Below are 23,271 nucleotides of genomic sequence, written 5' to 3' on the forward strand. Positions count from 1 at the left end.
GGTGAAAAATGCTTCAGGAATTCCCCGAGGAAAATATCGAACCGCTCGCCACGGGCGCCTGGATTCTGGGCACCGGCGGCGGTGGCAATCCCTATATCTCCACGCTCAATCTGCGCCGGCTTTATGCCGAAGGTCGTCGCGTCCAGATCATCGATCCGATGGATCTCGCCGATGACGACATGGTCGCCGTCGTCTCGAAAATGGGTGCGCCTCTCGTCGGTCAGGAACGTCTGAGCGATCCCGTCCATCTTGCCCGCGCCGTCGAGGTGATGGAGGATTATCTCGGCCGCCCGTTCCGCGCCATCATGAGCGTCGAGATCGGCGGTTCCAACGCGTTGTCGTCCTTCCTTGCCGGGGCCATGCTCGACCGCCCGGTCGTCAATGCCGATGCGATGGGCCGTGCCTATCCCGAAGCGCAGATGACCTCGTTTGCGATCGGAAACCTGCCGATGTTCCCGCTGTCGCTGGTCGATATCCGCGACAACGAGGTGATTGTCACCCGCGCCGCCTCGTGGAAGTGGATGGAACGCATTTCCCGAAAGGTCTGCACGGAAGTCGGCTCGACCGCCGCCACCTGCAAGGCGCCCCGCACCGGCCGCGAGGTCAAGGACTGGGGCATTCATTACACCGTCACCAAGGCAACCGAACTCGGCCGCGCCGTCATCGAGGCACGTGCGCGTCACGACGATCCGGTCAAGGCCGTGCTCGATCATGAAGGCGGCAAGCAGCTGTTTCGCGGCAAGATCGTCGATGTGGTACGTGAAACCACCGGCGGCTTTTTGCGCGGCAAGACGGTCATCGAGGGTATCGACGCCGACAAGGGCTCGCGCATGGAACTGGCCTTCCAGAACGAATGGGCCGTTGCCTTCCGTGATGGCCAGCCCGTCGCCATGACACCGGATCTGCTCTGCCTGCTCGATACGGTTTCCGGCGGCGCCATCGGCACAGAATCCGTGCGTTACGGCCAACGTGTCACGGTCGTCGCCCTTCCGGCGCCCGAGCTTCTGACCACGCCTGCAGGCATCGCCGCCGTCGGCCCCCGCGCCTTCGGTTATGACATCGAATTCACATCGGTATTCCCATGAAACGCATCGGTATTGACGTTGGCGGCACCAATACGGATGCCGTGCTGATCGACGGTGACACGATCCTCTCCTCGATCAAGGTTCCGACCACGCAAGACGTCATGTCCGGCGTCAAGGCGGCACTCGCGCATGTGTCCGGCTCCATCGGCAACACGCCGCGCCCGCTCGATGCGGTGATGATCGGCACCACCCATTTCACCAATGCCGTCGTCGAACGCGCCCGGCTGGAGCGTGTGGCGGCGATCCGTATCGCGCTGCCGAGCGGTTCTTCCCTGCCGCCGATGTGCGACTGGCCGGAAGATTTGCGCAACGCCGTCGATCCGCTGGTGTTCATGGTGCATGGCGGCCATGAATATGACGGCAGCCCGATCGTGCCGATGATCCCGGACGAGATCCGCGAAGCGGCGATGAAGATCCGCGACGCCGGCATCACCTCCATCGCGATCTCCGCGACGTTTTCGCCGCTGACGACCGAATGCGAGACGGTTGCGGCCGAAATCGTCCGTTCGATCATCCCGGAAGCCCGTATCACACTATCGCACACGCTTGGGCGCATCGGTCTGTTGGAACGCGAAAACGTGGCTCTGCTGAATGCGGCATTGCAATCGCTCGGCAAAACGACGGTACAGGCATTCTCGGATGCGCTGCGGGAAGCCTCGATTGCAGCCCCGTTCTTCCTCACCCAGAACGACGGCACCGTGGCACTGGCGGATGTGGCTGCGGCCAATCCGGTTCACAGCTTTGCTTCCGGCCCGACCAATTCCATGCGCGGCGCAGCCTTCCTCACCGGCCTCACCGATGCCATGGTCGTCGATGTCGGCGGCACCACGTCGGATATCGGTTGCCTTGTCGGCGGTTTCCCGCGCGAAGCGAACAATATCGTGCATGTCGGTGGTGTGCGCACGCTGTTCCGCATGCCGGATTTGCTGCCGATCGCGCTCGGCGGCGGCACGATCATCGATCCGGAAACCGGCAAGATCGGTCCGCGTTCGGTCGGTTACCGCATTCTCTCGGAAGCGCTGGTGTTCGGCGGCAACACGCTGACGACATCGGACGTTGCCGTTGCCGCCGGTCTGATTGAAATGGGTGACAAGGACCGTGTGAAGGGTCTCGATCCGGCCTTCGTCAAGGCCAGCCTTGAGCGGATCCGCGATATGGTCACCGACAGTTTTGACCAGATGAAGACCTCTGCCGAGGACGTGCCGTTGATCGCTGTCGGCGGTGGCGCCTTCCTGATCCCGGAAAAGGTTTTGGGCGCTTCCGAAGTGCTGCGTGTGGAAAACGCCGGTGTCGCCAATGCGCTGGGTGCGGCGATGGCGCAGGTCTCGGGTGAAGTCGACCAGGTGTTTTCCGGCATCAGCCGCGACGAAGCTCTGGCCACGGCGGAAGCCGAGGCACAGGCCGCAGCCGTCGCTTCCGGTGCCAGCCGTGCAAGCCTGAAGACGCTGGAGGTCGAGGATATCCCGATCGCCTATCTGCCGGGTGGCGCGCGGCGTGTGCGTGTGCGGGTTATCGGTGATATCGAACTGGCCTGAAATCGTAATTCCGCACCCCGCATGAAAGTGCGGGGTGTTTTTCAATGCAGGCCGGATGTTCCGGCATAGATGTGGAAGACGGACCCATGACAAAGATTGCACTCGCGATACACGGTGGCTGCGGCGTGATGGCCAAGGACGACCTCAGCGAGGCTGAATGGGCGGCGGCGCGGGTCGATCTGCACCGGTCACTGCAGGCTGGCTGGGCAGTCTTGAAATCCGGCGGATCGGCGCTCGATGCGGTTCAGGCGGCGGTCGTGGTCATGGAAGACAGCCCGCATTTCAACGCCGGTCATGGGGCGGCGCTGAACACCGATGGAGAACACGAACTCGACGCCTCGATCATGGATGGCAGCAACCTTGAAACCGGCGCAGTGACGCTGGCGCGGCATATCCGCAATCCGGTCAAGGCAGCCCGTCGTGTCATGGAAAAGGGTGATGCCGTTCTGCTCGGTGGTCCTGCTGCCGACGCTTTTGCCAAGGCCGAAGGTCTCGACGTTGTCGATCAATCCTATTTCACCACCGACAAGCGGGTGAAGGCACTGGCCGCCATGAAAGCGCATGCTGCCGCCGGCACGGCCGCCAAGGCCAGCGAATCCGAAAAACACGGCACGGTCGGTGCTGTTGCATTGGATGCATCCGGTCATCTCGCCGCTGCGACCTCGACAGGTGGTTACAACAACAAGCCGGCCGGTCGCATCGGCGATACGCCGATTGCAGGCGCGGGCACCTATGCGCGCGACGGCGTCTGCGCCGTATCGGGCACCGGCAAGGGCGAATTTTTCATCCGTTATGCGGTCGGCCATGAGGTGGCGAGCCGCGTGCGTTATCTCGGCGAAGACGTCGATCAGGCCGCGACCGGGCTGATCATGGAAGAACTCAAGCCGTACAACATCGGCGCCGGTCTGGTGGCGGTGGGCGCGGACGGTTCGGTCGCCGCGCCTTACAACACTGCCGGCATGTTCCGCGGCTGGGTGACCTCGGATGGCGATTTTTTTGTCGCCACCCATGATGAGGTGTTTGCCGTATCCGCCAAAGAGTAACGGTTTCCGTCACTCATCTGTTTAGTCGGCGAATTCCGGCTCGGTGCGCATCAGCTGGCGGCGAATGCTTTCCATGTGCAGGCGCGCACTTTCCGGGTCGCCTTCGCGCATTTCCAGATAGGTTTTCTGGGCAATCTCCGGCGGCACGGCTTTCAGCTCGCGGCCGGTGGACATGGCAAGCAACTGCACTTCGGCCGCACGTTCCAGATAATAGAGATCGTCATAGGCCTCGGCGATGGTCGGGCCGAGCACCATGACGCCGTGGTTTTTCAGGAAAACGATATCCGCGTCGCCCATGGCGCGGGCAATGCGCAGGCCTTCGCTGTCATCCAACGCAAGGCCGTTATAGTTTTCGTCGATCGCCGTGCGGCCGTAAAATTTCAGCGCGGTCTGACCGGCCCAGACCAGCGGTTCGCCTTCCAGCATGGAAAGCGCCGTCGCATAAGGCATATGCGTGTGGAAGGCGGCGGTGGCACGCGGCAGGGTCTTGTGAAGCTGGGCGTGGATGTAGAAAGCGGTCGCCTCCGGCTTGCCGCTGCCGGCGATGACATTGCCGTTGAAATCGCAGACGAGAAGCTGCGAGGCGGTGATTTCCGCAAAGGCCCAGCCATAGGGGTTCACCAGAAACAGGTCTTCGTGGCCGGGAACCACGGCTGAAAAGTGGTTGCAGATGCCTTCCTGTAATCCGAGTTTCGCCGCCATGCGGAAGGATGCGGCGAGATCGATGCGGGCTTCGCGGATGGCGTTGCTGTCCAGCGTCAGGTTACGCAGAACGGCTGGGCTGGAGACGTTTTTCAGTTCGTGAGCCATGAAATTCTCCTTGATGGATATCACCGGTGAACGGCGAGCGCATTGTCGTAGAGGGAACAGAATTCGGCCGACACATTCGAGGCGATCGAGGCAATCAGTGGAGATAGCCGCGACGACGGATTGTCGAGATAAACGGCGAAATAATCGGTTGCCGGAAAGGGATGGCGGACGTTCAGCACCTTTAGCGTGCCGAGCCTCAACTCGTTCTGGATGACGATTGGCGGCAATACGGCGATGCCGATACCGGCGGCCACCATGCTGATCGTCGTTGCCAGCGAATTGGAATAATGCACCACGCCCTGACCCAGCGAATTGGTCGGCAGGTATTCGACCATGCGCTTGTAAGCCTGCGTGCCGACCTCATAGGAAATGATCGGGTTGAGCATCAGGTCGGCGCGGGTCATTGCGTCTTCGTCGGAAGGAAAGGCGCTGTTGGCGATCCAGAACATGCCGAGCGTACAGAGATCGACAATCCTGAATTTTTCCAGTGCCGGACCGTGAAAGCCGAGGATGATGTCGAGTTCGCGCTTTTCGAGTTTTGAGAGGATGGTCTGGGATGCGTCTGTCGTCACCGACACGCGCACGCGCGGAAATCGTTGTTTCAGCGTTTCCATGATGCCGGGGAGAATGGCCAATGCCATCGAAGGAACGAGGCCGATACGCACGGTGCCTTCGACCGTTTCGGGTGGCGCAACATCCGCGACAAGGCGATTGTAGCGGGCGATGATATCGCGGGCGCCGGACACGAAGGATCGACCTTCACGGGTCAAGTGCACGTCGCGCGTATCGCGTTCGAAAAGGCGGATGCCGAGTTCCTGTTCGATGGCTGAAATGCGGTTGGAAATCGCGGCTGGAGTGATGTTCATGCGGTCGGCGGTGACGCGAAAACTTCGAAGTTCCGCAAGCCAGACCACGGTTTCAAGGAAACGAATATTCATCGCGTGAACGCGCCTCACCGTTTTATCGACCGATCATGCGCATTATTCGCGTCCAGATTGTCGTAAGCTGTTGTTTTACACAGACTATGTTCCCGGTTGTCAGGTTACACCGTGGAGGCGATATGGCAACGCCGGGTCGGTAGAGAATGCTCATTCATCGCAAAAAGAAGGCCCGGACTTTCGCTCGGACCTCGTTTGTCAAACAGCTCAGGCGAGCTTGGCCAGAACCTTCGCGGTGGCACCCGTCATGTCGCCGAGCTTTTGGACCTTGTCGCGAACGCTGGCCTCGCGCTTCTTGCCGCTGTCCTGACGCTTGAGCGCTTCTTCGGAAACAGCACGCACCTCGTCACGCGGAATGACCAGAACGCCGCTTTCATCGGCAAGGATGGCGTCGCCCGGCATCACCACGGCACCGCCGCAGCTGACCGGAATGTTGAAACCGCCGCCGAGATCGTAAAGCCGCGTCGTGATCGGCGAGAGGCCGCGCGACCACATCGGGAAATCCGAATCCTGGATTTCCGTGAGGTCTGTGCAGGGGCCATCGACAATGCCGGCAACCGCGCCGGATGCCTTTGCCGCAACGGTGACGCCGCCACCCCAGCAGGCATATTTGTCATCGCCGAGACGATCGACAACGAGAATGTCGCCGGGGCGCAACTGACCGGTGGCGTGATGCAGCAGAGTTGAATCCGGCCCAGCGATGGCGAGCGTCACGGCGGTGCCGACAACGCGACGACCGGGAAGCAGCGGCTGGATCTGCCGGTCCATGAAGCCCATCAGCCGCCAATGGCCGACGGTTGCGGTTTCGACGCCGGAGAGAAGATCGAGATCTTCCTGGGGGATCTGCTCGGGCATGTCCTTGATGACGTACATGATCGAATTCTCCTTGGTTTAAGCGCAGGCGAGGCGACGATGCTGGGTCATCGGGATGAGGTTGCGCACGCGCTTGATTTCCTTGGGCTCGATGCGGGCAGTGACGTAACCGACCGGATCGGAAGCGCGGGCAATCGTGTGGCCCCACGGATCGCAGACCAGCGAATGGCCGTAGCAGGCGCGCTTTTCACCATTGACGGTGACGCTGCCTGTCTGGCCGCAGGCGGCAAAATAGGTCTGGGTTTCGATGGCGCGGGCGCGAGCCAGCACTTCCCAATGGTCCTTGCCGGTCTGCAGGGTGAAGGCGGCGGGCAGCACGATGACGTCGCAACCGGCCTTTTCGAGCTGCAGGAACAGTTCGAAGAAACGGATGTCGTAGCAGATGGCGCAACCGACCTTCATGCCGTCGATCTCATAGGTGACGATATCCTCGCCCGGCTTGACGGTGGCGGACTCCTTGTAGGCCGTGCCATCGGGTGCGACGATGTCGAACATGTGGATTTTTCGGTAAGCCGCGACTTCCTTGCCTTCGCGGTCGAACACGAAGGAGGTGTTGTAGATGCGGTTTTCGCCCTCGACCTTTTCCATGATCGTGCCGGCATGCACAAACACCTTGTTGTCGCGGGCAAAATCCTGCGCCATCGTGTAGGCGGCACCACCGGCCGGTTCGGCCAGCGCCAGCTTTTCTTCCGTCGTGGTGCCGTAGACTTCAAAATATTCCGGCAGGACGATCAGATCCGGCTGGTCGTTTTTCAGGGCTTCCGTCATCAGATCGCGGGTGATCTTCAGGTTGGCTTCGCGGTCCTGCTGCGGGTTGGTCTGGATCAGGCTGATTTTCATGGGAAATTCCTCCAATTGTGATGTCGCTCAGGCGACGATCTTTTCCTGCTTGAGTGCGTTGATGGTGGACATGATGCCGGCGCGCAGCGCCATGTTCTGGGTGGCGACGACCAGCATTTCCGCGCCTTCTTCCAGCGCGAAGCGGCGCTCCGCAGGCGTCCAGGCGGGCATGATCCACGTCTTGCCGGCGTCGCGGGCGGCCTTGGCGATGCGGGAGAGGTCACGACGGTCTTCATCGTTGAAGGCATAGGCGCCACGGCCGCAGGCGAGTGCGAGGTCCGACGGGCCGGGGAACAGGCCGTCGACCGTTTCGAGTGCCGCGATCTTCTCGACATCGGCAAGGCTCTCGGCCGTTTCGATCATCGCGTAGCACTTGGTCCGCTTGTTTTCCTTCTCGAACGCGTCGGAAGACGGGCGGGCGTAACCGAACACGCGACCACCGGCATAGGAGCGGATGCCGAGCAGCGGGTATTTGGCCGCCTTGGTCACTTCGCGGGCGTGATCGACGCCGAGAATATGCGGCAGGATGACGCCATCCGAACCGAAATCGAGAGCCTGCTGGATGGCTTCGGTGGTCGGCGCGATCACCTTGGTCAGGGCCGGAATGCCGAGCGATTTGGAAAAGGCGAGGAACTGGTCGAGCGTGGCGAGGTCGAATGTGCCGTGTTCCAGTTCGATGACCAGCTGGCTGACGCCGCAAGTCTTGGCGATTTCCAGAAAGCCGAAATGCGGCTGCGACATCCAGAGCGCGATATTGTCCATTTCAGGTGTCTCCATTGCAATTTTGGTCACTTGCCGATGGTCTTCGAGAGGCCAAGGGTGCGTTCGATCAGGAAGATGATGAGAAGGGTGGCGGCGACGAGGACGACGGAAACGGCGGCCGTCATCGGGTCGGTCTGGCTTTCGACATAGTCGAAGATTTCGACCGGCAGGGTGCGCAGGCGCGGGCCCGTGATGAACAGCGAGATCACCACTTCGTCGAAGGAGAGAAGGAAGGAAAGGGCGGCGCTTGCGATGAAACCCGGCATCATCAGGGGCAGGGTGATGCGGCGAACCACCGTGAAGGGCGAGGCACCGAGCATGGTGGCCGCATCCTCCACCGATGGCGGCAGGGTGGAAAACGCCGTCAGCATGATGCGGATCACATAAGGCGTGGTGATGATCAGGTGGGCGATGATCAGGCCGGTATAGGTGCCGAGCAGGCGGGCCTGAACAAAGACCAGAAGGATGGCGAGGCCGAGCACGATCGACGGCAGCAGAAGCGGCGCCGTGAACAGGTTGAGCAGAAACTCGCGGCCGATGAACTGGCGGCGACGGATGGCGAAGGCGGCGGGCACGCCGGCGGCAAGGCCGAGGATCGTCACCGTGATGGCGATGACAAAGCTGATCCACAGCGCCTGGGCAAAACCGGCATGCGAGAACATCGCGGCATACCAGCGAAGGCCCCAGCTTTCCGGCGGGAAGGTGATGTAGCTGTCATTGCTGAAGGACAAGGGCAGCACGATCAGGATGGGCGCGAGCAGAAAAAGATAGATGCAGGCGACGAGGAGCCTGAACGGAAGGGTCAGTTGGCCGATCATGTCAGGTTCCTCCTTAATCGAAGCGCTTGACGACGCGGGAATAGACCGCGAGCGCAAGGCCGAAGATGATGAGCACGATGACGGAGATTGCCGCGGCCGTCGGCCATTCCAGCTGGATGACGGCCTGGTCGTAAATCTCGGTCGCCAGCAGGAAGACACGTCCACCGCCGAGCAGCTTCGGGGTGATGAACGAGCTGATCGACAACACGAAGCAGAGCAGGCAGCCGAGCGCGATACCGGGGGCGGTCAAGGGCAGGATCACGCGGCGAAAGCGGGTCCAGCTGTTGGCACCGAGGGAAGCGGCGGCCTCCTCATAGACGTTTTCGAGGCGGCCGAAACCGGCAATCAGCGACAGCGCCATATAGGGGATCAGTACCTCGACCATCCCGATAAAAACGCCCAGCGTGTTGTTGGTGAGGCGCAGCGGGCTGTCGATGATGCCGGATGACATCAGGATGCCGTTAAAGACGCCCTGATCACCCAGAATGACCATCCAGCCATAGGTGCGCACCACGCTGCTGACGAGAAGCGGCGACACGGTGATGACGAACAGCATGTTGCGCCATTTCGGAGAAACCCGGTGCAGGAAAAGCGCGATGGGATAGGCGCAGCAGAGCGTGATCAGCGTGACGCCGAAACCGAGGATGAGCGAGTTCGAGACAAGTTCGATGCTAAAGCTGTCGGTGAAGAAATCGGCGTAGTTTTCCAGCGTGTAATTGTTGGTCAGAACACCGCCGCTGCGGCTTTCGATAAAGGAAATCATGCCGAGGCGAATGACCGGCAGGACGAAGGCGACAAAATTGATGATCGCCATGGGCAGAAGCAGCGCGATCAGCAGGAAGGGAAATGTCTTCCGGCGGGCGGGTGCCTCTGCAAACGGGACGGATGAGGTGATCGCTGCCATGGTTCAGTTCCCTGAGCCTTGAGCGAAAACCTGCATGTCCTGCGGCTTCCACTCACAGAGAAGCTTTTCGCCGCTCTGAAAACTGTGGCCGGCGCTGGCGGTGTGCACTTCGGTCGTCAGTGTGTTGCCGCCGATATCGATGTCGTATTGCACGACGTCGCCGATATAGGTGACGCGGGTCACCTTGCCGTGCGCGGCGTTGGTGGCCATGCTGACCAGCGAGCGGTCGCGGCTGGGTGTCAGGCTGATACGGTGTGGACGGATGGCGGCCTTTGCCTTGCCGGAGGTGAGGCCGCGCGTGTTGCAGGGATAAACCGAGGCGCCGATGCGCACGCGGTCGAGCGCCTCGATCTCGCCGTCGAGAATGTTGGTGCGGCCGACGAAATCGGCGACGAACAGATCGGCGGGACGTTCATAAATGTCTTCCGGCGTGCCCAGTTGGGCAAGCTTGCCCTTGTGCATGACGCCGACGAGATCGCACATGGTCAGCGCTTCCACCTGATCGTGGGTGACGAAGACGGTGGTGATCTGCAGGCGCTGCTGGATTTCGCGGATTTCAATGCGCATGTCGTCGCGCAGTTTGGCGTCGAGGTTGGAAAGCGGCTCATCGAGAAGGAGCAGACGCGGACGGATGACGAGGGCGCGGGCAAGCGCCACGCGCTGCTGCTGGCCGCCGGACATTTCCTTCGGCTTGCGCTCGCCGTAACCCGGCAGGCGCACCATTTCGAGCGCTTCCTCAACGCGGTCACGCGCTTCCACGCGGCCGACGCCACGCATTTCGAGGCCGAAGGCGACGTTCTGCGCGACTGTCATATGCGGAAACAACGCATAGTTCTGGAACACGAGGCCGATATCGCGCTTGTGCGGCGGCTTGTGGGAAATGTCGTCACCATCGATGGTGATCTTGCTTCTGGTGATATCCAAGAGGCCGGCGATCATGCGCAGCGTCGTGGTCTTGCCGCAACCGGAAGGGCCAAGCAGGCCGAGCAGCTTGCCCTTCGGCACATCGATATCGAGATCGTCGACGGCCATGTAATCGACGCCGTAGCGTTTTGTGATGCCCTTCAGCTTGAGAAAGGCCTGATCGCCGGTGTTGGTTTCAGCGGCCGGGATTACCTGTCGCAGTTCCTGAGTTTGCATGTCGTCACCGTTTGCGGATGTAAGGTCGTCGAGGGCGACGGGACAAAAATCCCGTCACGATGGCGTGGGTGCTCGATCACGCGCAGGGGGGCGCGTGCCGCAGGGTTTTCTTGGGAAAGTGGACGGATTCCGGGCCTTTGCAGGCCCGGAGTGTTGGGTTCAGCGTCCGGCCGGGATGATCTTGCGGCGCCACGGCTGCAGAATGTCGTCGCGCATGTCGCCGATCGTCATCCAGTCGACCGGGATCAGCTTTTCGCGCTGGGCCGGGTCCATCATCGGAATGCGCTTGGCTGTTGCTTCGTCAACCTGCGTCTTGGTGTTCACCGGAGCGTAGAACATCGCCTTGGCAAAGGCGGCCTGTGCTTCCGGGCCGATGGCGTAGTTGATAAAAGTCTGCGTCGCTTCCGGTTCGGATGCCTTTTCGATGGCGCTGACGACGTTGATCTGCGAGGCGGTGCCTTCGGTCGGGCCGACGGAACCCATGCGGCCTTCGGTCTGGTCGAAATAGAACTGCGAACGGGCGTTCCAGCCGATGGAGACGGTGGCGGTGCCGTTGGCGACCAGCGTGTAGGCGTCCGGCTTCGGCTCCCAGGTCTGGACGCGCGGCGCCAGTTCCACCAGCTTGTCGACGCCCGGGTCGATCGTGTTCTTGTAATCCTGCTCTCCGGCAAGGCGGTTGGAAATGATCGTCAGAAGGATGGCCTGAATGTCGCCGCCACCCTGTGCCGGCAGCACGACCTTGCCGGCCTGCGCCTTGTCCCAAAGTGTTTCCCAGCTGGTCGGTGCGGTCGGAAAAGCCTTGGAATTGTAGATCAGCGTCAACGTGTCATAGGTCAGCGGAATGGCCGCGCCGCCAAGATCCTTGCCGATATCGGAGACGTCGGCATAGTTCGAAAGCTTGGATGTATCGAGGTCGGCAACGAGGCCTTCCTCCTTGGCGATCTTCGCGACCGAAAGGTCATAGATCACAGCGTTGACCTGCGGCGCATCCCGCTGGGCGCGCATGTTGCCAAGCGAGGTGGCGGCGTTCTGGACACCGTAATAGTTCACCTTGATATCGGGATGGGCTTTCATGAAGGGCTCGATGACGGCCTTCTTGTAATTGTCTTCGAACGGTCCGCGATACCCCATAACGGTGATATCGGCGGCGTTCGCATAAGCTCCCGACAGCATTGTCGCTGCGAAAAGCGTGGCAGAAAGGACATGTCTGGAAATGCGTTTCATATCGGTATTCCCCTTGTCAGCTTTGGGCCTTGCTTGTTGTTAGGGGAACGATATGCAGCGTGCCGGGAGGGGTCCAACGACTAAAATCTACCGACTGTTTAGAATTTCTTTTTGATAATCCTACTGCATTTGGCGGCAATAAATTGCCATTTAATCCTTTTAAAGAATAATAATTTTCTGCGAACGCGAATTTTATGGTGTCGTTTGGGGATGGTTTTCTGAGTTGTCGACGAACGGCCTGTGGCTTGATGCTCTCTCATAGGTGTGTGTGCTGCGGTTGCGAACTTCCTGTGGTTGTTTTCATTCGCAGCCGCGTAAAGAAATATCTTGAGAAGGAAAGCCCGCACGCTAGCATGCACATATCGCAGTTAAACTGCATGCAATGCGGAGTGCCCATGACCACCAACTATATGCTTCTCACCGGCGCCAGCCGTGGTATCGGCCACGCGACAGTGAAACTTTTCATGGAGCATGGCTGGCGCATCCTGACTGTGTCGCGGCAGCCGTTTTCGGAGGAATGCCGTTGGCCTTCCGCGCGCGAAAGCCACATTCAAGCGGATCTCGAGGATCTCGGCAGCATCGAAGCCTTGGCGGCAATTGTCCGGGAGCGTTTGCCCTCCGGCAAACTGGCCGCTCTGGTCAACAATGCCGGCATATCGCCCAAGGGGCCGGGCGGATCGCGTCTCGGTGTGGCCGATACGGATGCCTCGACATGGTCCCGCGTGCTTAACGTCAACCTGATCTCGACAGCGCTTCTCGCCCGCGCCCTGATGCCGGAATTGCAGGCGGCGCAGGGATCGATCGTCAATGTCACCTCGATCGTCGGCTCGCGCGTGCATCCGTTTGCGGGCGTTGCCTATGCTGCGTCCAAGGCAGGGCTGGCGGCGCTGACGCGTGAACTCGCACATGAGTTCGGCCCGATGGGCGTTCGTGCCAATGCCATCGCACCGGGTGAAATCGATACGGCCATCCTGTCCCCCGGCACTGCGGATCTGGTGAGCGCGCAGGTGCCGATGAACAGGCTCGGCACGACGCGTGAAGTGGCGCAGACCATCTATTTCCTCTGCACCGAGGCATCGTCCTACATCAATGGTGCGGAAATCCACATCAATGGTGGCCAGCACGTCTGATTGCCGACCAGTGTACTGGCAGGACAAGCGGGAGCAACGACCATGACAAACACTGCCGCCGCACGCGTTCTCGGTGCCGAGCTTGAAACCGGTGCCGTTGCCGTGCCGCCGGATCAGGCGGAACGGATTGCGCGCGATCATTATGGTCTCACCGGCAAGGCCGAATGGCTGTGGGGCGAAAAGGATAGCAATTACCGGCTGACGCTTGCGGATGGCACGGCCTATCTCCTGAAAATCCTCAACCCGGCAGAGGATCCGAAGGTGACCTCCATGCATACCCAGGCGCTTTTGCATGTGGAGGCGATGGACCCCGGCATTCCGGTCCAGCGCATCATCCGCACCCGCGACGGCGCTGCCGATTTCCGTTTCGTCGCCGATGATGGCGGCGAGCGTGGCGTGCGCATGGTGACATTCGTGCCCGGCATGGCGCAGCGCACCGCGCCGCATTCGCCGGTGCAGCGCCAGAAAATCGGGGTGTTGCTGGGGCGCATGCAAAAGGCACTGAAAAGCTTTTCGCATGAAGCAGCCTCGCATCGCATCACCTGGGACATGACCCATGCGATGGGCATGCACGATCTGATGCCGGCCTTCACGGGTGCGCGCCAGCGGGCAAGGCTGGAAAAGGCTATCGACGATTTCGAGACGGAGATCGTGCCGGTGATGGCGGCTTTGCCGGCGCAGGTGATCCATAACGATTTCAACATGGAAAACATTCTGTTCGATCCCGACAGGCCGGACGAGATTACCGGCATCATCGATTTCGGTGACATGGTGTTTGCTCCGGTTCTTTTCGATGTCGGTGTTGCGGCGGCCTATCAGATGGGTGCCGAGGCTGATCCGGTGGAGGCGATGTGCGATCTCATCAGAGGCTATCGCAGTGAGTGCACCCTGTCCGATGTTGAAATCGATCTCGTTTATACCGCCGCCGTGATGCGGCTGGTCATGCGGCTTGCCATTCCGCAATGGCGGGCAAGGTTGTTTCCCGAGGATGCGGAGCGATTGACCATCCGCAGTGCCAGCGTGTGGGAACAGCTGGCCAGGCTTGACGCCATTCCGAAGTCGCAGGCAATCGATCGATTGCGCGCGGCGAACCGATAAGGACCCATACGATGAACAAGCCCGTTTCCGGCAAACAGACTGCGACCATGGTCAACGGTTTCGATGCCTCGCGGCTGGGCAGCCTGCCGGAGCGTGAGCGAAAACTGATCGAACGGCGGCAGGCGCTGCTCGGGCCATCCTATCGGCTGTTTTACGAAACGCCGGTGCATGTCACACGCGCCGAAGGTGTCTGGCTGTATGGTCCGGATGGCGAGGCCTATCTTGATGCCTATAACAACGTGCCGTCGGTCGGCCATTGCCATCCGCATGTGACGCAGGCGATTGCGCGTCAGGCGGCGGAGCTGAACACGCATACGCGTTATCTCGGCGAACAGATCCTCGATTATTCCGAACGGCTTCTGGCGACGTTTCCAGCAGAACTCGACCGTGTGATGTATACCTGCACCGGCAGCGAAGCGGTCGATCTGGCGCTCAGGCTGGCGCGCTATTACACCGGCGGCACCGGCATCATCATCACGGAAAACGCCTATCACGGCGTCACCACTTCGGCGGCTGAGATCTCGCCGTCGCTCGGGCCAAACATGCCGCTTGGCCAGCATGTGCTGACCGTGCCGGCGCCCGATACCTATCGGGCGGATGGCCGCGATGTCGGCATGGCGCTGGCGCAGGATGTGGCCAAGGCGATCGCGCATTTTCGTCGTCGCGGCATCACGCCGGCGGCCTTTATCGCCGATGGCATCTTCTCCACCGATGGCATTTTTTCCGATCCGGTTGGTTTCCTGCAACCTGTCGCAGGCCTGCTGAAAGACGAAGGCGTGCTTTACATCGCCGACGAAGTTCAGCCCGGTTTCGGGCGTCTGGGTTCGCATATGTGGGGTTTCGTGCGCCATGGCGTCACGCCGGATATCGTGGTGATGGGCAAGCCGATGGGCAACGGCATGCCGATTGCGGCTGCCGTGATGACATCGGAAATCCAGGAGCGGTTCGGGCAGGATATCCGCTATTTCAACACCTTTGGCGCCAACAATGTGTCGATTGCCGCCGCTTCCGCTGTGCTGGATGTGATCGAAAATGAAGGTCTGATGCAAAATGCGGCAGCGACCGGCGATTACATGCTGGCCGGCATGCGCAAACTGCAGGAAACATTCGCGGCGATCGGCGATGTCAGGGGCATCGGCCTGTTTCTCGGGCTGGAATTCGTGACGGACAGACAAAGCCGCGCGCCGGATGGAGCGCTTGCGCTAAAAGTCGTCAACGCGTTGCGGGATCGGCGCGTGCTGATCAGCGCATCGGGGAAAGAAGGCAATGTGCTGAAAATCCGTCCGCCGCTGCCGTTTAGTCGAGACAATGCCGATGTGTTTCTCGGTGCGCTGGAAGAGGTGCTGTCCGAGATCGCCTAGCACTTTTCAAGGGGAAATGGGGGCACGCTCAAACAGGGCGGACTCACCCCTTGGTGATCTTCGGTTTTCAAAAAACACCCGCGGCGATTTTGTGTTCTGGGCGGGGCATGTGGTCGGGGCACTGAAAGCTGCCTCGTAATTGAGTTAGTAATTGACACCTCTCAGTGCCCCGTTCGACGGTTTTTGTCCGCGACTTCGGTTCCTCTGCAAAAGCCATCCCGGTGGCTCCACCGACTGGCGATCATGTGTGCCGCACAGGCACGCCCGGCGCGCTTCTTTCGGGCCTCAGAGGCATTGCGAGGTTTTAACGCCCGCAACACCTCCCCCGTGTCGCCGGAGGAGAACCAGTTTCCGCGAACCCTGAGGATGGAGACTTACGTCGTTTCTCCAACACCAGCGCCGGCTCCAACTCGCCGGGACGCCTCCCGGTGTATCCACGATGGAACGGGAGAATTGTCGGCATGGCTTTTGGGAGGGTGGACGAAGTTGTTGCCAACTATTTTACAAGTGATTGATTTAGCTTGGGTATATTTTCAGGGCGAGCGGATTTTGCTTCGATGATGTTCTTTTTACGACATCGAAGTCGTACATGGAATGTGTAAGTCTGCTGTCGGCCCAAACCGGTCATGCGAACGGTAGCCCCTGCTCCACGATGGCCTTGAAATACGACACTCCGAACGGAATCGCCTCGTCGTTGAAGTCAAACCGGGCATCGTGAACGGACGGTCCATCTCCGTTCCCAATGAGCATGATATTGCCTGGACGAGCTTCCAGCATAAAAGCGAAATCCTCTGATCCCATTAGTGGCTCCATGGCCCCGTTCACGTTTTCTGCTCCGACCATCGATCTCGCCACATTGACTGCGAAGGCAGTCTCATCTGGATGGTTTACGGTTGGCGGAAACATCCTCTTGTATGTGACCGTAGCCCTTGCACCATAAGCTTCCGCGACATGCGTGGCGATTTCAGTCACACGCTTCTCAATCAGGTCGCGTGTCGCAGGATCAAAGGTTCTTGCCGTTCCCCCCATTTCGGCGGACTGGGGAATGACGTTTCCGGCCTTGCCGCCACTTATCCAACCAACAGTGACGACCGCGCATTGGCGCGGGTGGACGTTGCGCGATACGATTGTCTGCAGGGCCAGAAGTATATTCGCCCCGACTACGAGCGGGTCAACGCTGACATGCGGTGATGCCCCGTGTGCACCTTTGCCATCTATCCTGATCCTAAAGCCGTCTGCGGATGCTGCTAGAGGGCCACTCGCAGTGGTAAACTGGCCAATTGGTAATCCCGGCTCCGTATGCATGGCATAGACTTCGTTGACTTTGAAGCGATCCATCAGACCATCGTCAACCATTGCCCTACCACCACCACCGCCTTCCTCTGCAGGCTGGAAAATGACTATCGCTGTGCCGTCAAATGCGCGTGTTCGCGCAAGAGCACGCGCGGCACCAAGTAGCATCGCTGTGTGTCCGTCATGTCCACAGGCATGCATAACCCCCTTGTTGGTCGATGCCCACTTGGCTCCGGTCTCCTCGTCGATTGGCAAGGCATCCATATCAGCACGCAAGCCAATGACTTTTCCGCTGGTCTGCCTCTGCCCACGGATTACCCCCACGACACCCGTCTTGCCGATGCCTGTCACAACCTCATCGCAGCCGAATTCTCTGAGCTTTGTTGCTACCAATTCGGCTGTTCTGTGGACGTCGAACTGAAGCTCCGGATGTGCGTGAAGGTCACGTCGCCATTCAACAACATCGGCGTATTCGGCATCTATCCCAGCCATAGGTTGATCCTCTGTCTGATTTCGAAAGGTCAGGCGAGAAGAGATTAGGGGATTTCCGACAAGGCACAATGGACGCTGTTGGCGCATTGATGCCCCCTTGGCGTGATCAGGCGTTTTACCGTGGGCATTTCCTCCATAGCGGGGAGAGACCGGCGGAGCGACAGCGAGCCGGATAAGAAACACTGCGCGGCGTGCTTCGACGGTCGCCACTGTATGAGCCGAAAACCTACCGCATCCCCGCCGGCGCACTGACAGATCGCCTTTCCACCACATGGCAGGCAAGTTCGATGCGGCGTGAGAGTGCCGGCACGCCGGTGCAGAGATCGCGCAGGAGGTCGACCGCCGTCATGCCGATTTCGCGCATGGGGATATGCACGGTGCTGAGCGGCGGATTGAGAAAGGCGGCCTGCGGCAGGTCGTCCATGCCCATCACCGACACATCGTCCGGCACGCTGTAACCTGCCTGTTGCACGGCCATCATCGCGCCGGCCGCTAGGCTGTCGCCGGCGGTGAGGATGGCGGTGAAATCGAGGCCGCTTGCTGCGATGCGGTCCGCGATCGCCTGTGTCGCCAGTTCCGGCAGCCAATCGTCGACGGTGACGGTCATGTCCGGTGTCGGGGTGATGCCGCGATGGCGAAGCGCGTCCCAAAAACCTTCCTGGCGGCGTTCGATCGTGCGCCGTCCCGGCCGCATCAGGAACAGGATGCGGCGGTGGCCGAGATCGAGCAGCCGGTCAGTGGCAAGCTGTGCTGCCGAGCGGTTGCAGGGCGTGACGCTCGAGAGCCGCATATGCGGATCGTCGCCATTGATCAGCACGACAGGCTTGTCGAAGGCGCGGGTGGCGGCCAGCATGCGTTCGTCATCCACCGTCAGGAACAGGAGGCCCGTCACGTCGGGATCGCTGCCCGCCTCGTCGAGAACGGAGCGTTCGTCGCTGGCATCGGCAATCGGGCGGGTGATGATATCAAGGCCGAGCATCTGGGCGCGGTCGCGGGCGCCTTCCAGAACATGCAGGGTGAACTGGTTGCGCACGTAATCGATCATCGCCGCACTGGAGGCGGCAATCATGATCTTTTTGCCGGGAACGGGCGCGGGCATCGGATAATTGGCGTCTTTTGCGGCTTCGAGAATGCGCTGGCGGATATCGTCGCGCACACCCTTTTCGCCGGTCAGGGCGCGCGACACGGTGCTTAGCGAAACGCCGACTTTTTCAGCGATATCTTCCAGCCGCACACGCCGGCTTTTTTTGCCGCGCTTGTTGGGAATTGTCGCGTCCGCCATCGATCCTCTCCGAAAATTGGCATCAGACTGCAAAAAATTTTCAGATTGCGCAATCGCAAATCCGGTGATTACATTCCTGTCACCGCTCGGGAGAAGCGGATTGGAGGACTGCCTTCGCAAGAGGGTGGAAGGAGGAGTGACGATGGGCCTTTCAGCCCGGCATATCCGTGAGAAACTCGATCTGCTCGTCACCGGCATGACCGGTCTGCGCGATGACGGCCGTTTTCACGAACCCAATCTCGATGGCTCGGCCGGCGATTACATTTCCTTCGATAGCTGGGAATGGCCGCAGGGTGTGGGCCTTTATGGCCTGATCCGCATGTGGCAGTTCACCGGCCGCGATGACCTGAAAGTCGTGATCGAGAACTGGTATGCCGCGCGTATAGATGCTGGTCTGCCAAAACTGAACGTCAACACCACGGCGCCGATGCTGGGCCTTTCGGTTCTCTGGCGCGAAACCCGCGATCCGCGGTGGCAGCCTGTTCTGGATGTTTGGGCGAACCGTGCCGTGAGCGAAATGGGCCGGACAAAGGAGGGCGCCTTTGCGCATCACGTCTCCGACAAGGTGAATGACGACGAGCTGTGGGACGACACGCTTTATATGGTGGCACTGTTCCTTGCCTCTTATGGTCAGGCGAGCGGCCGCACCGAACTGGTCGATGAGGCGGTCAAACAGTTTCTCGTCCATACGCGATATCTGGCCGACAGGAAGACCGGCCTTTGGTTCCATGGCTGGACGTTTCAGGGGCACCACAATTTTGCCGAGGCGCGCTGGGCGCGCGGCAATGCCTGGATCACCGCCGGCATGCTGGATCTTTTCGATCTGGCCGACTTGCCCGTGGCGGTGAAAGACTTTTTGACCGGTGTTCTAGTGGCGCAGGTGGATGCGCTGCTGACAACGCAAACCGCATCCGGCGCATGGTGCACGCTGCTGGACGATCCGACCTCCTATGAGGAAATTTCCGCGACGGCCGGTTTTGGCTATGGCCTGCTCAAGGGCCACCGACTGGCTCTGGGCACGCCGGAATGGCGGGCGGCGGGTTTGCGCGCCGTCGAGGCGCTGCTTGCCAATATCGATGAGAGCGGCACGGTGCTGAACGTGTCCTACGGTACCCGCATGGGTCATGACCTGCAGTTTTATCGCGACATCCCGATCCAGCCGACCGGTTACGGTCAGGCGCTGGCGATCCTCTGCCTGTCCGAGGCGTTGCACCATGTCGAGGAGATAGCATGACGATGAAGGTTCTTTATGGCGCCGGTCCGGATGACATCAAGACATTCGATACCGCGCGGCTGCGCAAGGAATTTCTGGTCGAGGACCTTTTTGTTCCGGGCGAGGTGAATTTTACCTATACCCATGTCGACCGGCTTATCCTTGGTGGTGCGGTGCCGGGCACGATGGCGCTGACCTTCGGTTCGGGCGAGGATATCGGCACGCCATATCTGCTCTCGGCGCGTGAAATGGGTGTTGCTAATCTCGGTGGTGCCGGCACGATCACGGTGGATGGCCAAAATTTCGAGCTGGAAAATCGCGATATTCTTTATATCGGCCGGGGTGCGCAGGAGATTACGGTCGCCAGCGTTTCGGCGGAAAAGCCGGCGCGGTTTTACATGAATTCGGTTCCGGCCGGAGCCGATATCCCGCATCGGCTGATCAAAAGGGCGGAATCCAAGCCGCTCGATCTCGGTGAGGCCAGACGCTCCAACAAGCGGAATTTGCGGATGTATATCCATCCGCAGGTGGCGCCCTCCTGCCTGCTTCTGATGGGCATTACCGATCTGGCCGAAGGTTCGGTCTGGAACACCATGCCGCCGCATCTGCATGAACGGCGCATGGAGGCCTACTGCTATTTCGATCTCGCGCCGGAAGAACGTGTCATTCACCTGATGGGACGACCGGAGGAAACCCGGCATCTGCTGGTGAAGGATTTCGATGCGGTGCTGTCGCCGGCATGGTCCATCCATATGGGGGCGGGCACGGACGGCTATGCTTTCGTCTGGGGCATGACCGGCGAAAACCAGGAATATAACGACGTGGCCCCGGTGGCCTTGAGCGAACTCAGATAAGGCGGCAGGCGATCATGAACCCGCAACAGAACTGGATGCGCAAGACATTGAAGCCGGGTGACGCCCTGCGTTACTGGCAGCTTGGCCGCATCGCCGAGGAACGGTTCGACGTGGCCGACGCGCCGATGAAGGGCGAGATGGACCCGTTCTTCTTCCTCACCAAGGTGAAGAATTTCATTCCGCACGAATATCCCTGCCGCACCATCTTTGCCGACACCTATCGCGGCAAGAGGCCGGATGTGCGCGGTGAATTCGAGGCGTCGCGCTGGTGGCTGCCCTTCGGTTCGCCACGGCTCGATCTGTCCGGCTTCTGGTTTCGCCCGACGCGGCTCGCGACATGGACACGCACCTATATCGAGGCTGAGGCGGCGGGCACGGCAAAAATCCGGCTCGGCACCTGCGGTGGTGCTGTTCTGTGGCTGAACGGTTCGGAAGTCGGCTGGATGGCGCCCTATAGCCGCAATCTCGAAGCCAAGCAGGAATTCGAGCTGGAACTGACGGCCGGGTTGAACGAGATCGTGCTGTTCTTCGATGATCTTGCCGAACGTGATGCCCGCTATTTCTACCAGTTCGATTATCTCTCCGGCCCCGCCGTCAACGTCGCACTGCCTGTTCCCGTGGAAGGCAACGTGGCGGACAGTCTGGAAGAGGCGCTGGACGGCATGCATCTCGACCGCCAGCATTATTTTGGCGGCGATATTACCGTGCTGTTCGCCAAGGCCCTGCCGGTCGAGGCCAAGGTCAATGTCGCCATCGAAGGCGATTTCATGTCGCGTGAACGCTTCGATTACGATTTCGAACTGGCCGCCGGTGTCGCCAGCCTCAATGTCGGCGCGTCGGAAAATGCGCCGGCGGATTTTCGCCATCTGCGCGTGACCCTGAATGCCGGCGGTTTTATCGCCTCGCGTTCGGTCGGCGTGGAAATCTGCCACGCGGCGCGCCAGGGCGATGCATCTGCCTCACTCGCACAGCGGATTACCGACACGCTGACCGAGGTTTCGGATTATTCCGAGCGCGACACTGTTCGCGCTTTTGCCCGGCTGGCGAGCGGTCGTGGTGGTGCCGATACCGATGCGATGATCGAGGAAATCCTGCCGTCGATCGAGGATTGCCACGACTGCGCCGATTTTTCGCTGGTGCCGTTGATCTGGTCGCGCACCACATGGGGCGGCGATATCAACGAAAAGACGCGTGCCCGCATCGATGCCGCCATCCTCAACTATCGGTACTGGATGGATGAGCCGGGCAATGACGTGCAGTGGTATTTTTCGGAAAACCACGCGTTGCTGTTTCATACCTCGGCCTATCTTGCCGGTCATCTTCTCCCCGAATCCACTTTTGTCCGTTCCGGCCGCAAGGGGTCGGAGCAGGCAAAGGTTGGTGCTGCGAGAGTGCGGGCCTGGCTCGACCATTTCGAGCATTGGGAAATGGCAGAGTTCAATTCCGCTCCCTATTTCCCGATCGATCTGAAGGGCCTGACGGCGCTGGCGGCGCTTTCGCCGGACAAGGATATCGCCGACCGCGCCAAGGCCGGGATCGTGCGGCTTGCGGAAATCATCGCGCGTTCGGCGCATCATGGCATGGTGACGGCGGCGCAGGGCCGGTCTTACGAACACACGCTGTGCGCTGGTCGTTCGCTGGAACTGTCAGCGGTTGCCCGCCTGCTGTGGGGCAAGGGATTCTATGGCCGCCGCGTGCATTGCCTGCCGCAGATGGCGGTGTGCCTGCGTGACCATGGTCTGGTGATCCCGGAGGAGTTTGCCGAGATAGCCGATCATCAGGGTGATCAGCATCAGGAATGGCGGTTTGCGCAGGGTGAAAACTCCTTTGCCGCGCTCTATCACTACAAGGGCAAAAATTTCGCCATGGGCTCGACGGTGCATTACCGCTGGGACGAATGGGGGTATCAGGAAACCGTGCTGCACCTGCGCATCGGGAACAAGCTGGAAGCGGCGATCTGGATCAATCATCCGGGCGAAACCATCCAGTTCGGTTATGGTCGCCCGTCCTATTGGGGCGGTTGCGGCACCATTCCGCGCGTGCAGCAATATCGTAGCCTCGCAGTGCTGGAATTCACCACATACGAGGAACAGCCGGACTTTACCCATGCCTGGTTCCCGGTTGCCGAATTCGATGAAAGCCGCGTTTCGGGCAGTCTGGCGCTGGCCCGTTCGGGTGAGGGCGCGGTGCTTTTGCGCGCCGGCTCCGAGCTTCATGCGACGACGGAGGGCCCGTCTGCCGGTGCCGAACTGCGCCAATATGGCCAGAAAACCCGCTGGATCGTGAGGGTCTGCGAGGCCGGTGATCTGGCTTCCGTGGAAAACCGTTTCGGTGGCCTTGCGGCCGAACATGCAGCCGATGGTACTATCATTATCGAGGACCCGGACTATGGTAGCGTACGCTTCCTGCCTGATGGCAGCGTCGAGGCGGAAGGTCGCGTCATTGCGCGGTCGGACTATCGTGTAAAGGGCGAGGCAAAACTGCTTCAGGCCTGAGATGACAGAACAGGTGTCACTTCGAGAGCGCATCGCAAGCCTGCAAAACAGGCCGATGTTTGGGTGGTGAACGGACGGGTT

20 protein-coding genes are annotated in these 23,271 nt (G+C 60.3%); 9 read left to right on the plus strand and 11 right to left on the minus strand.

Annotated elements, in window-relative coordinates; all coding sequences use genetic code 11:
- The first annotated feature begins 8 nt into the window (after nucleotides 1–8).
- The 3 genes from J2T09_RS02295 to J2T09_RS02305 all read left to right on the plus strand — a co-directional run bounded on the left by J2T09_RS02295 (nucleotide 9) and on the right by J2T09_RS02305 (nucleotide 3,663).
- On the plus strand, nucleotides 9–1,085 hold the full coding sequence (locus tag J2T09_RS02295) for a DUF917 domain-containing protein (RefSeq protein WP_306830609.1): 1,077 nt from the start codon (nucleotides 9–11) through the stop codon (nucleotides 1,083–1,085).
- Nucleotides 1,082–2,620, plus strand: coding sequence for a hydantoinase/oxoprolinase family protein (locus tag J2T09_RS02300; RefSeq protein WP_306830611.1), 1,539 nt, complete (start codon nucleotides 1,082–1,084; stop codon nucleotides 2,618–2,620). The genes J2T09_RS02295 and J2T09_RS02300 overlap by 4 nt, the downstream gene beginning before the upstream one ends.
- A gap of 86 nt (nucleotides 2,621–2,706) precedes the next feature.
- Nucleotides 2,707–3,663 (plus strand): isoaspartyl peptidase/L-asparaginase family protein, encoded by a 957-nt coding sequence (locus J2T09_RS02305; RefSeq protein WP_306830613.1) that lies wholly within the window; start codon nucleotides 2,707–2,709, stop codon nucleotides 3,661–3,663.
- A gap of 21 nt (nucleotides 3,664–3,684) precedes the next feature.
- Here the strand turns inward: J2T09_RS02305 and J2T09_RS02310 are convergent, their stop codons facing one another.
- The 9 genes from J2T09_RS02310 to J2T09_RS02350 form a co-directional block, all read right to left on the minus strand.
- Entirely contained in the window at nucleotides 3,685–4,473 is a 789-nt protein-coding gene (locus tag J2T09_RS02310) for an aldolase (protein WP_306830615.1), read from the minus strand.
- A gap of 20 nt (nucleotides 4,474–4,493) precedes the next feature.
- Nucleotides 4,494–5,411: a LysR family transcriptional regulator gene (locus J2T09_RS02315; RefSeq protein WP_306830617.1), complete on the minus strand. Its 918-nt coding sequence runs from the start codon at nucleotides 5,409–5,411 to the stop codon at nucleotides 4,494–4,496.
- A gap of 207 nt (nucleotides 5,412–5,618) precedes the next feature.
- Nucleotides 5,619–6,284: an RraA family protein gene (locus tag J2T09_RS02320; protein ID WP_306830619.1), complete on the minus strand. Its 666-nt coding sequence runs from the start codon at nucleotides 6,282–6,284 to the stop codon at nucleotides 5,619–5,621.
- Between the two features lie 18 nt (nucleotides 6,285–6,302).
- Nucleotides 6,303–7,124 carry a carbon-nitrogen hydrolase family protein gene (locus tag J2T09_RS02325; protein WP_306830620.1) on the minus strand — a complete coding sequence of 274 codons (822 nt, stop codon included), beginning with the start codon at nucleotides 7,122–7,124 and terminating at the stop codon, nucleotides 6,303–6,305.
- Between the two features lie 27 nt (nucleotides 7,125–7,151).
- Nucleotides 7,152–7,886, minus strand: a complete 735-nt coding sequence (locus J2T09_RS02330) for an HpcH/HpaI aldolase family protein (RefSeq protein WP_306830622.1) — start codon at nucleotides 7,884–7,886, stop codon at nucleotides 7,152–7,154.
- A 26-nt stretch (nucleotides 7,887–7,912) separates the two neighbouring features.
- Nucleotides 7,913–8,704: an ABC transporter permease gene (locus J2T09_RS02335; protein ID WP_306830624.1), complete on the minus strand. Its 792-nt coding sequence runs from the start codon at nucleotides 8,702–8,704 to the stop codon at nucleotides 7,913–7,915.
- Between the two features lie 13 nt (nucleotides 8,705–8,717).
- Entirely contained in the window at nucleotides 8,718–9,608 is an 891-nt protein-coding gene (locus tag J2T09_RS02340) for an ABC transporter permease (RefSeq protein ID WP_306830626.1), read from the minus strand.
- 3 nt (nucleotides 9,609–9,611) lie between these two features.
- On the minus strand, nucleotides 9,612–10,748 hold the full coding sequence (locus tag J2T09_RS02345; protein ID WP_306830628.1) for an ABC transporter ATP-binding protein: 1,137 nt from the start codon (nucleotides 10,746–10,748) through the stop codon (nucleotides 9,612–9,614).
- A 159-nt stretch (nucleotides 10,749–10,907) separates the two neighbouring features.
- Nucleotides 10,908–11,972, minus strand: a complete 1,065-nt coding sequence (locus J2T09_RS02350) for an extracellular solute-binding protein (protein ID WP_306830630.1) — start codon at nucleotides 11,970–11,972, stop codon at nucleotides 10,908–10,910.
- A gap of 395 nt (nucleotides 11,973–12,367) precedes the next feature.
- Here J2T09_RS02350 and J2T09_RS02355 point away from each other — a divergent pair, with 395 nt between their 5' ends.
- From J2T09_RS02355 to J2T09_RS02365, 3 genes are read left to right on the plus strand one after another with little or no spacing between them, the layout of a single operon-like run.
- Complete coding sequence (locus J2T09_RS02355; protein ID WP_306830632.1) at nucleotides 12,368–13,102, plus strand: SDR family NAD(P)-dependent oxidoreductase; 735 nt, start codon at nucleotides 12,368–12,370, stop codon at nucleotides 13,100–13,102.
- Between the two features lie 42 nt (nucleotides 13,103–13,144).
- Complete coding sequence (locus tag J2T09_RS02360) at nucleotides 13,145–14,200, plus strand: phosphotransferase (RefSeq protein ID WP_306830634.1); 1,056 nt, start codon at nucleotides 13,145–13,147, stop codon at nucleotides 14,198–14,200.
- Between the two features lie 47 nt (nucleotides 14,201–14,247).
- The gene (locus J2T09_RS02365) at nucleotides 14,248–15,561 is read left to right on the plus strand and encodes an aspartate aminotransferase family protein (RefSeq protein WP_306830806.1); all 1,314 of its coding nucleotides are present in this window, start codon (nucleotides 14,248–14,250) and stop codon (nucleotides 15,559–15,561) included.
- Between the two features lie 624 nt (nucleotides 15,562–16,185).
- Here J2T09_RS02365 and J2T09_RS02370 read toward each other — a convergent pair.
- Together J2T09_RS02370 and J2T09_RS02375 are read right to left on the minus strand one after the other, a co-directional pair.
- Nucleotides 16,186–17,346: a M20 aminoacylase family protein gene (locus tag J2T09_RS02370; RefSeq protein ID WP_306830635.1), complete on the minus strand. Its 1,161-nt coding sequence runs from the start codon at nucleotides 17,344–17,346 to the stop codon at nucleotides 16,186–16,188.
- Nucleotides 17,347–17,572: 226 nt separating this feature from the next.
- On the minus strand, nucleotides 17,573–18,628 hold the full coding sequence (locus tag J2T09_RS02375) for a LacI family DNA-binding transcriptional regulator (protein ID WP_306830638.1): 1,056 nt from the start codon (nucleotides 18,626–18,628) through the stop codon (nucleotides 17,573–17,575).
- A gap of 142 nt (nucleotides 18,629–18,770) precedes the next feature.
- On the opposite strand from J2T09_RS02375, the gene bglB reads away from it, so the two are divergent.
- From bglB to J2T09_RS02390, 3 genes are read left to right on the plus strand one after another with little or no spacing between them, the layout of a single operon-like run.
- Nucleotides 18,771–19,862: a beta-galactosidase BglB gene (gene bglB, locus J2T09_RS02380; protein ID WP_306830640.1), complete on the plus strand. Its 1,092-nt coding sequence runs from the start codon at nucleotides 18,771–18,773 to the stop codon at nucleotides 19,860–19,862.
- Entirely contained in the window at nucleotides 19,859–20,695 is an 837-nt protein-coding gene (gene kduI / locus J2T09_RS02385; RefSeq protein WP_306830642.1) for a 5-dehydro-4-deoxy-D-glucuronate isomerase, read from the plus strand. The genes bglB and kduI overlap by 4 nt, the downstream gene beginning before the upstream one ends.
- A 14-nt stretch (nucleotides 20,696–20,709) precedes the next feature.
- Nucleotides 20,710–23,190 carry a hypothetical protein gene (locus tag J2T09_RS02390; protein ID WP_306830644.1) on the plus strand — a complete coding sequence of 827 codons (2,481 nt, stop codon included), beginning with the start codon at nucleotides 20,710–20,712 and terminating at the stop codon, nucleotides 23,188–23,190.
- Nucleotides 23,191–23,271 lie beyond the last annotated feature (81 nt).

It is taken from the genome of Neorhizobium huautlense (genome assembly GCF_030811685.1).
Classification (GTDB): Bacteria; Pseudomonadota; Alphaproteobacteria; order Rhizobiales; family Rhizobiaceae; genus Neorhizobium; species Neorhizobium huautlense_A.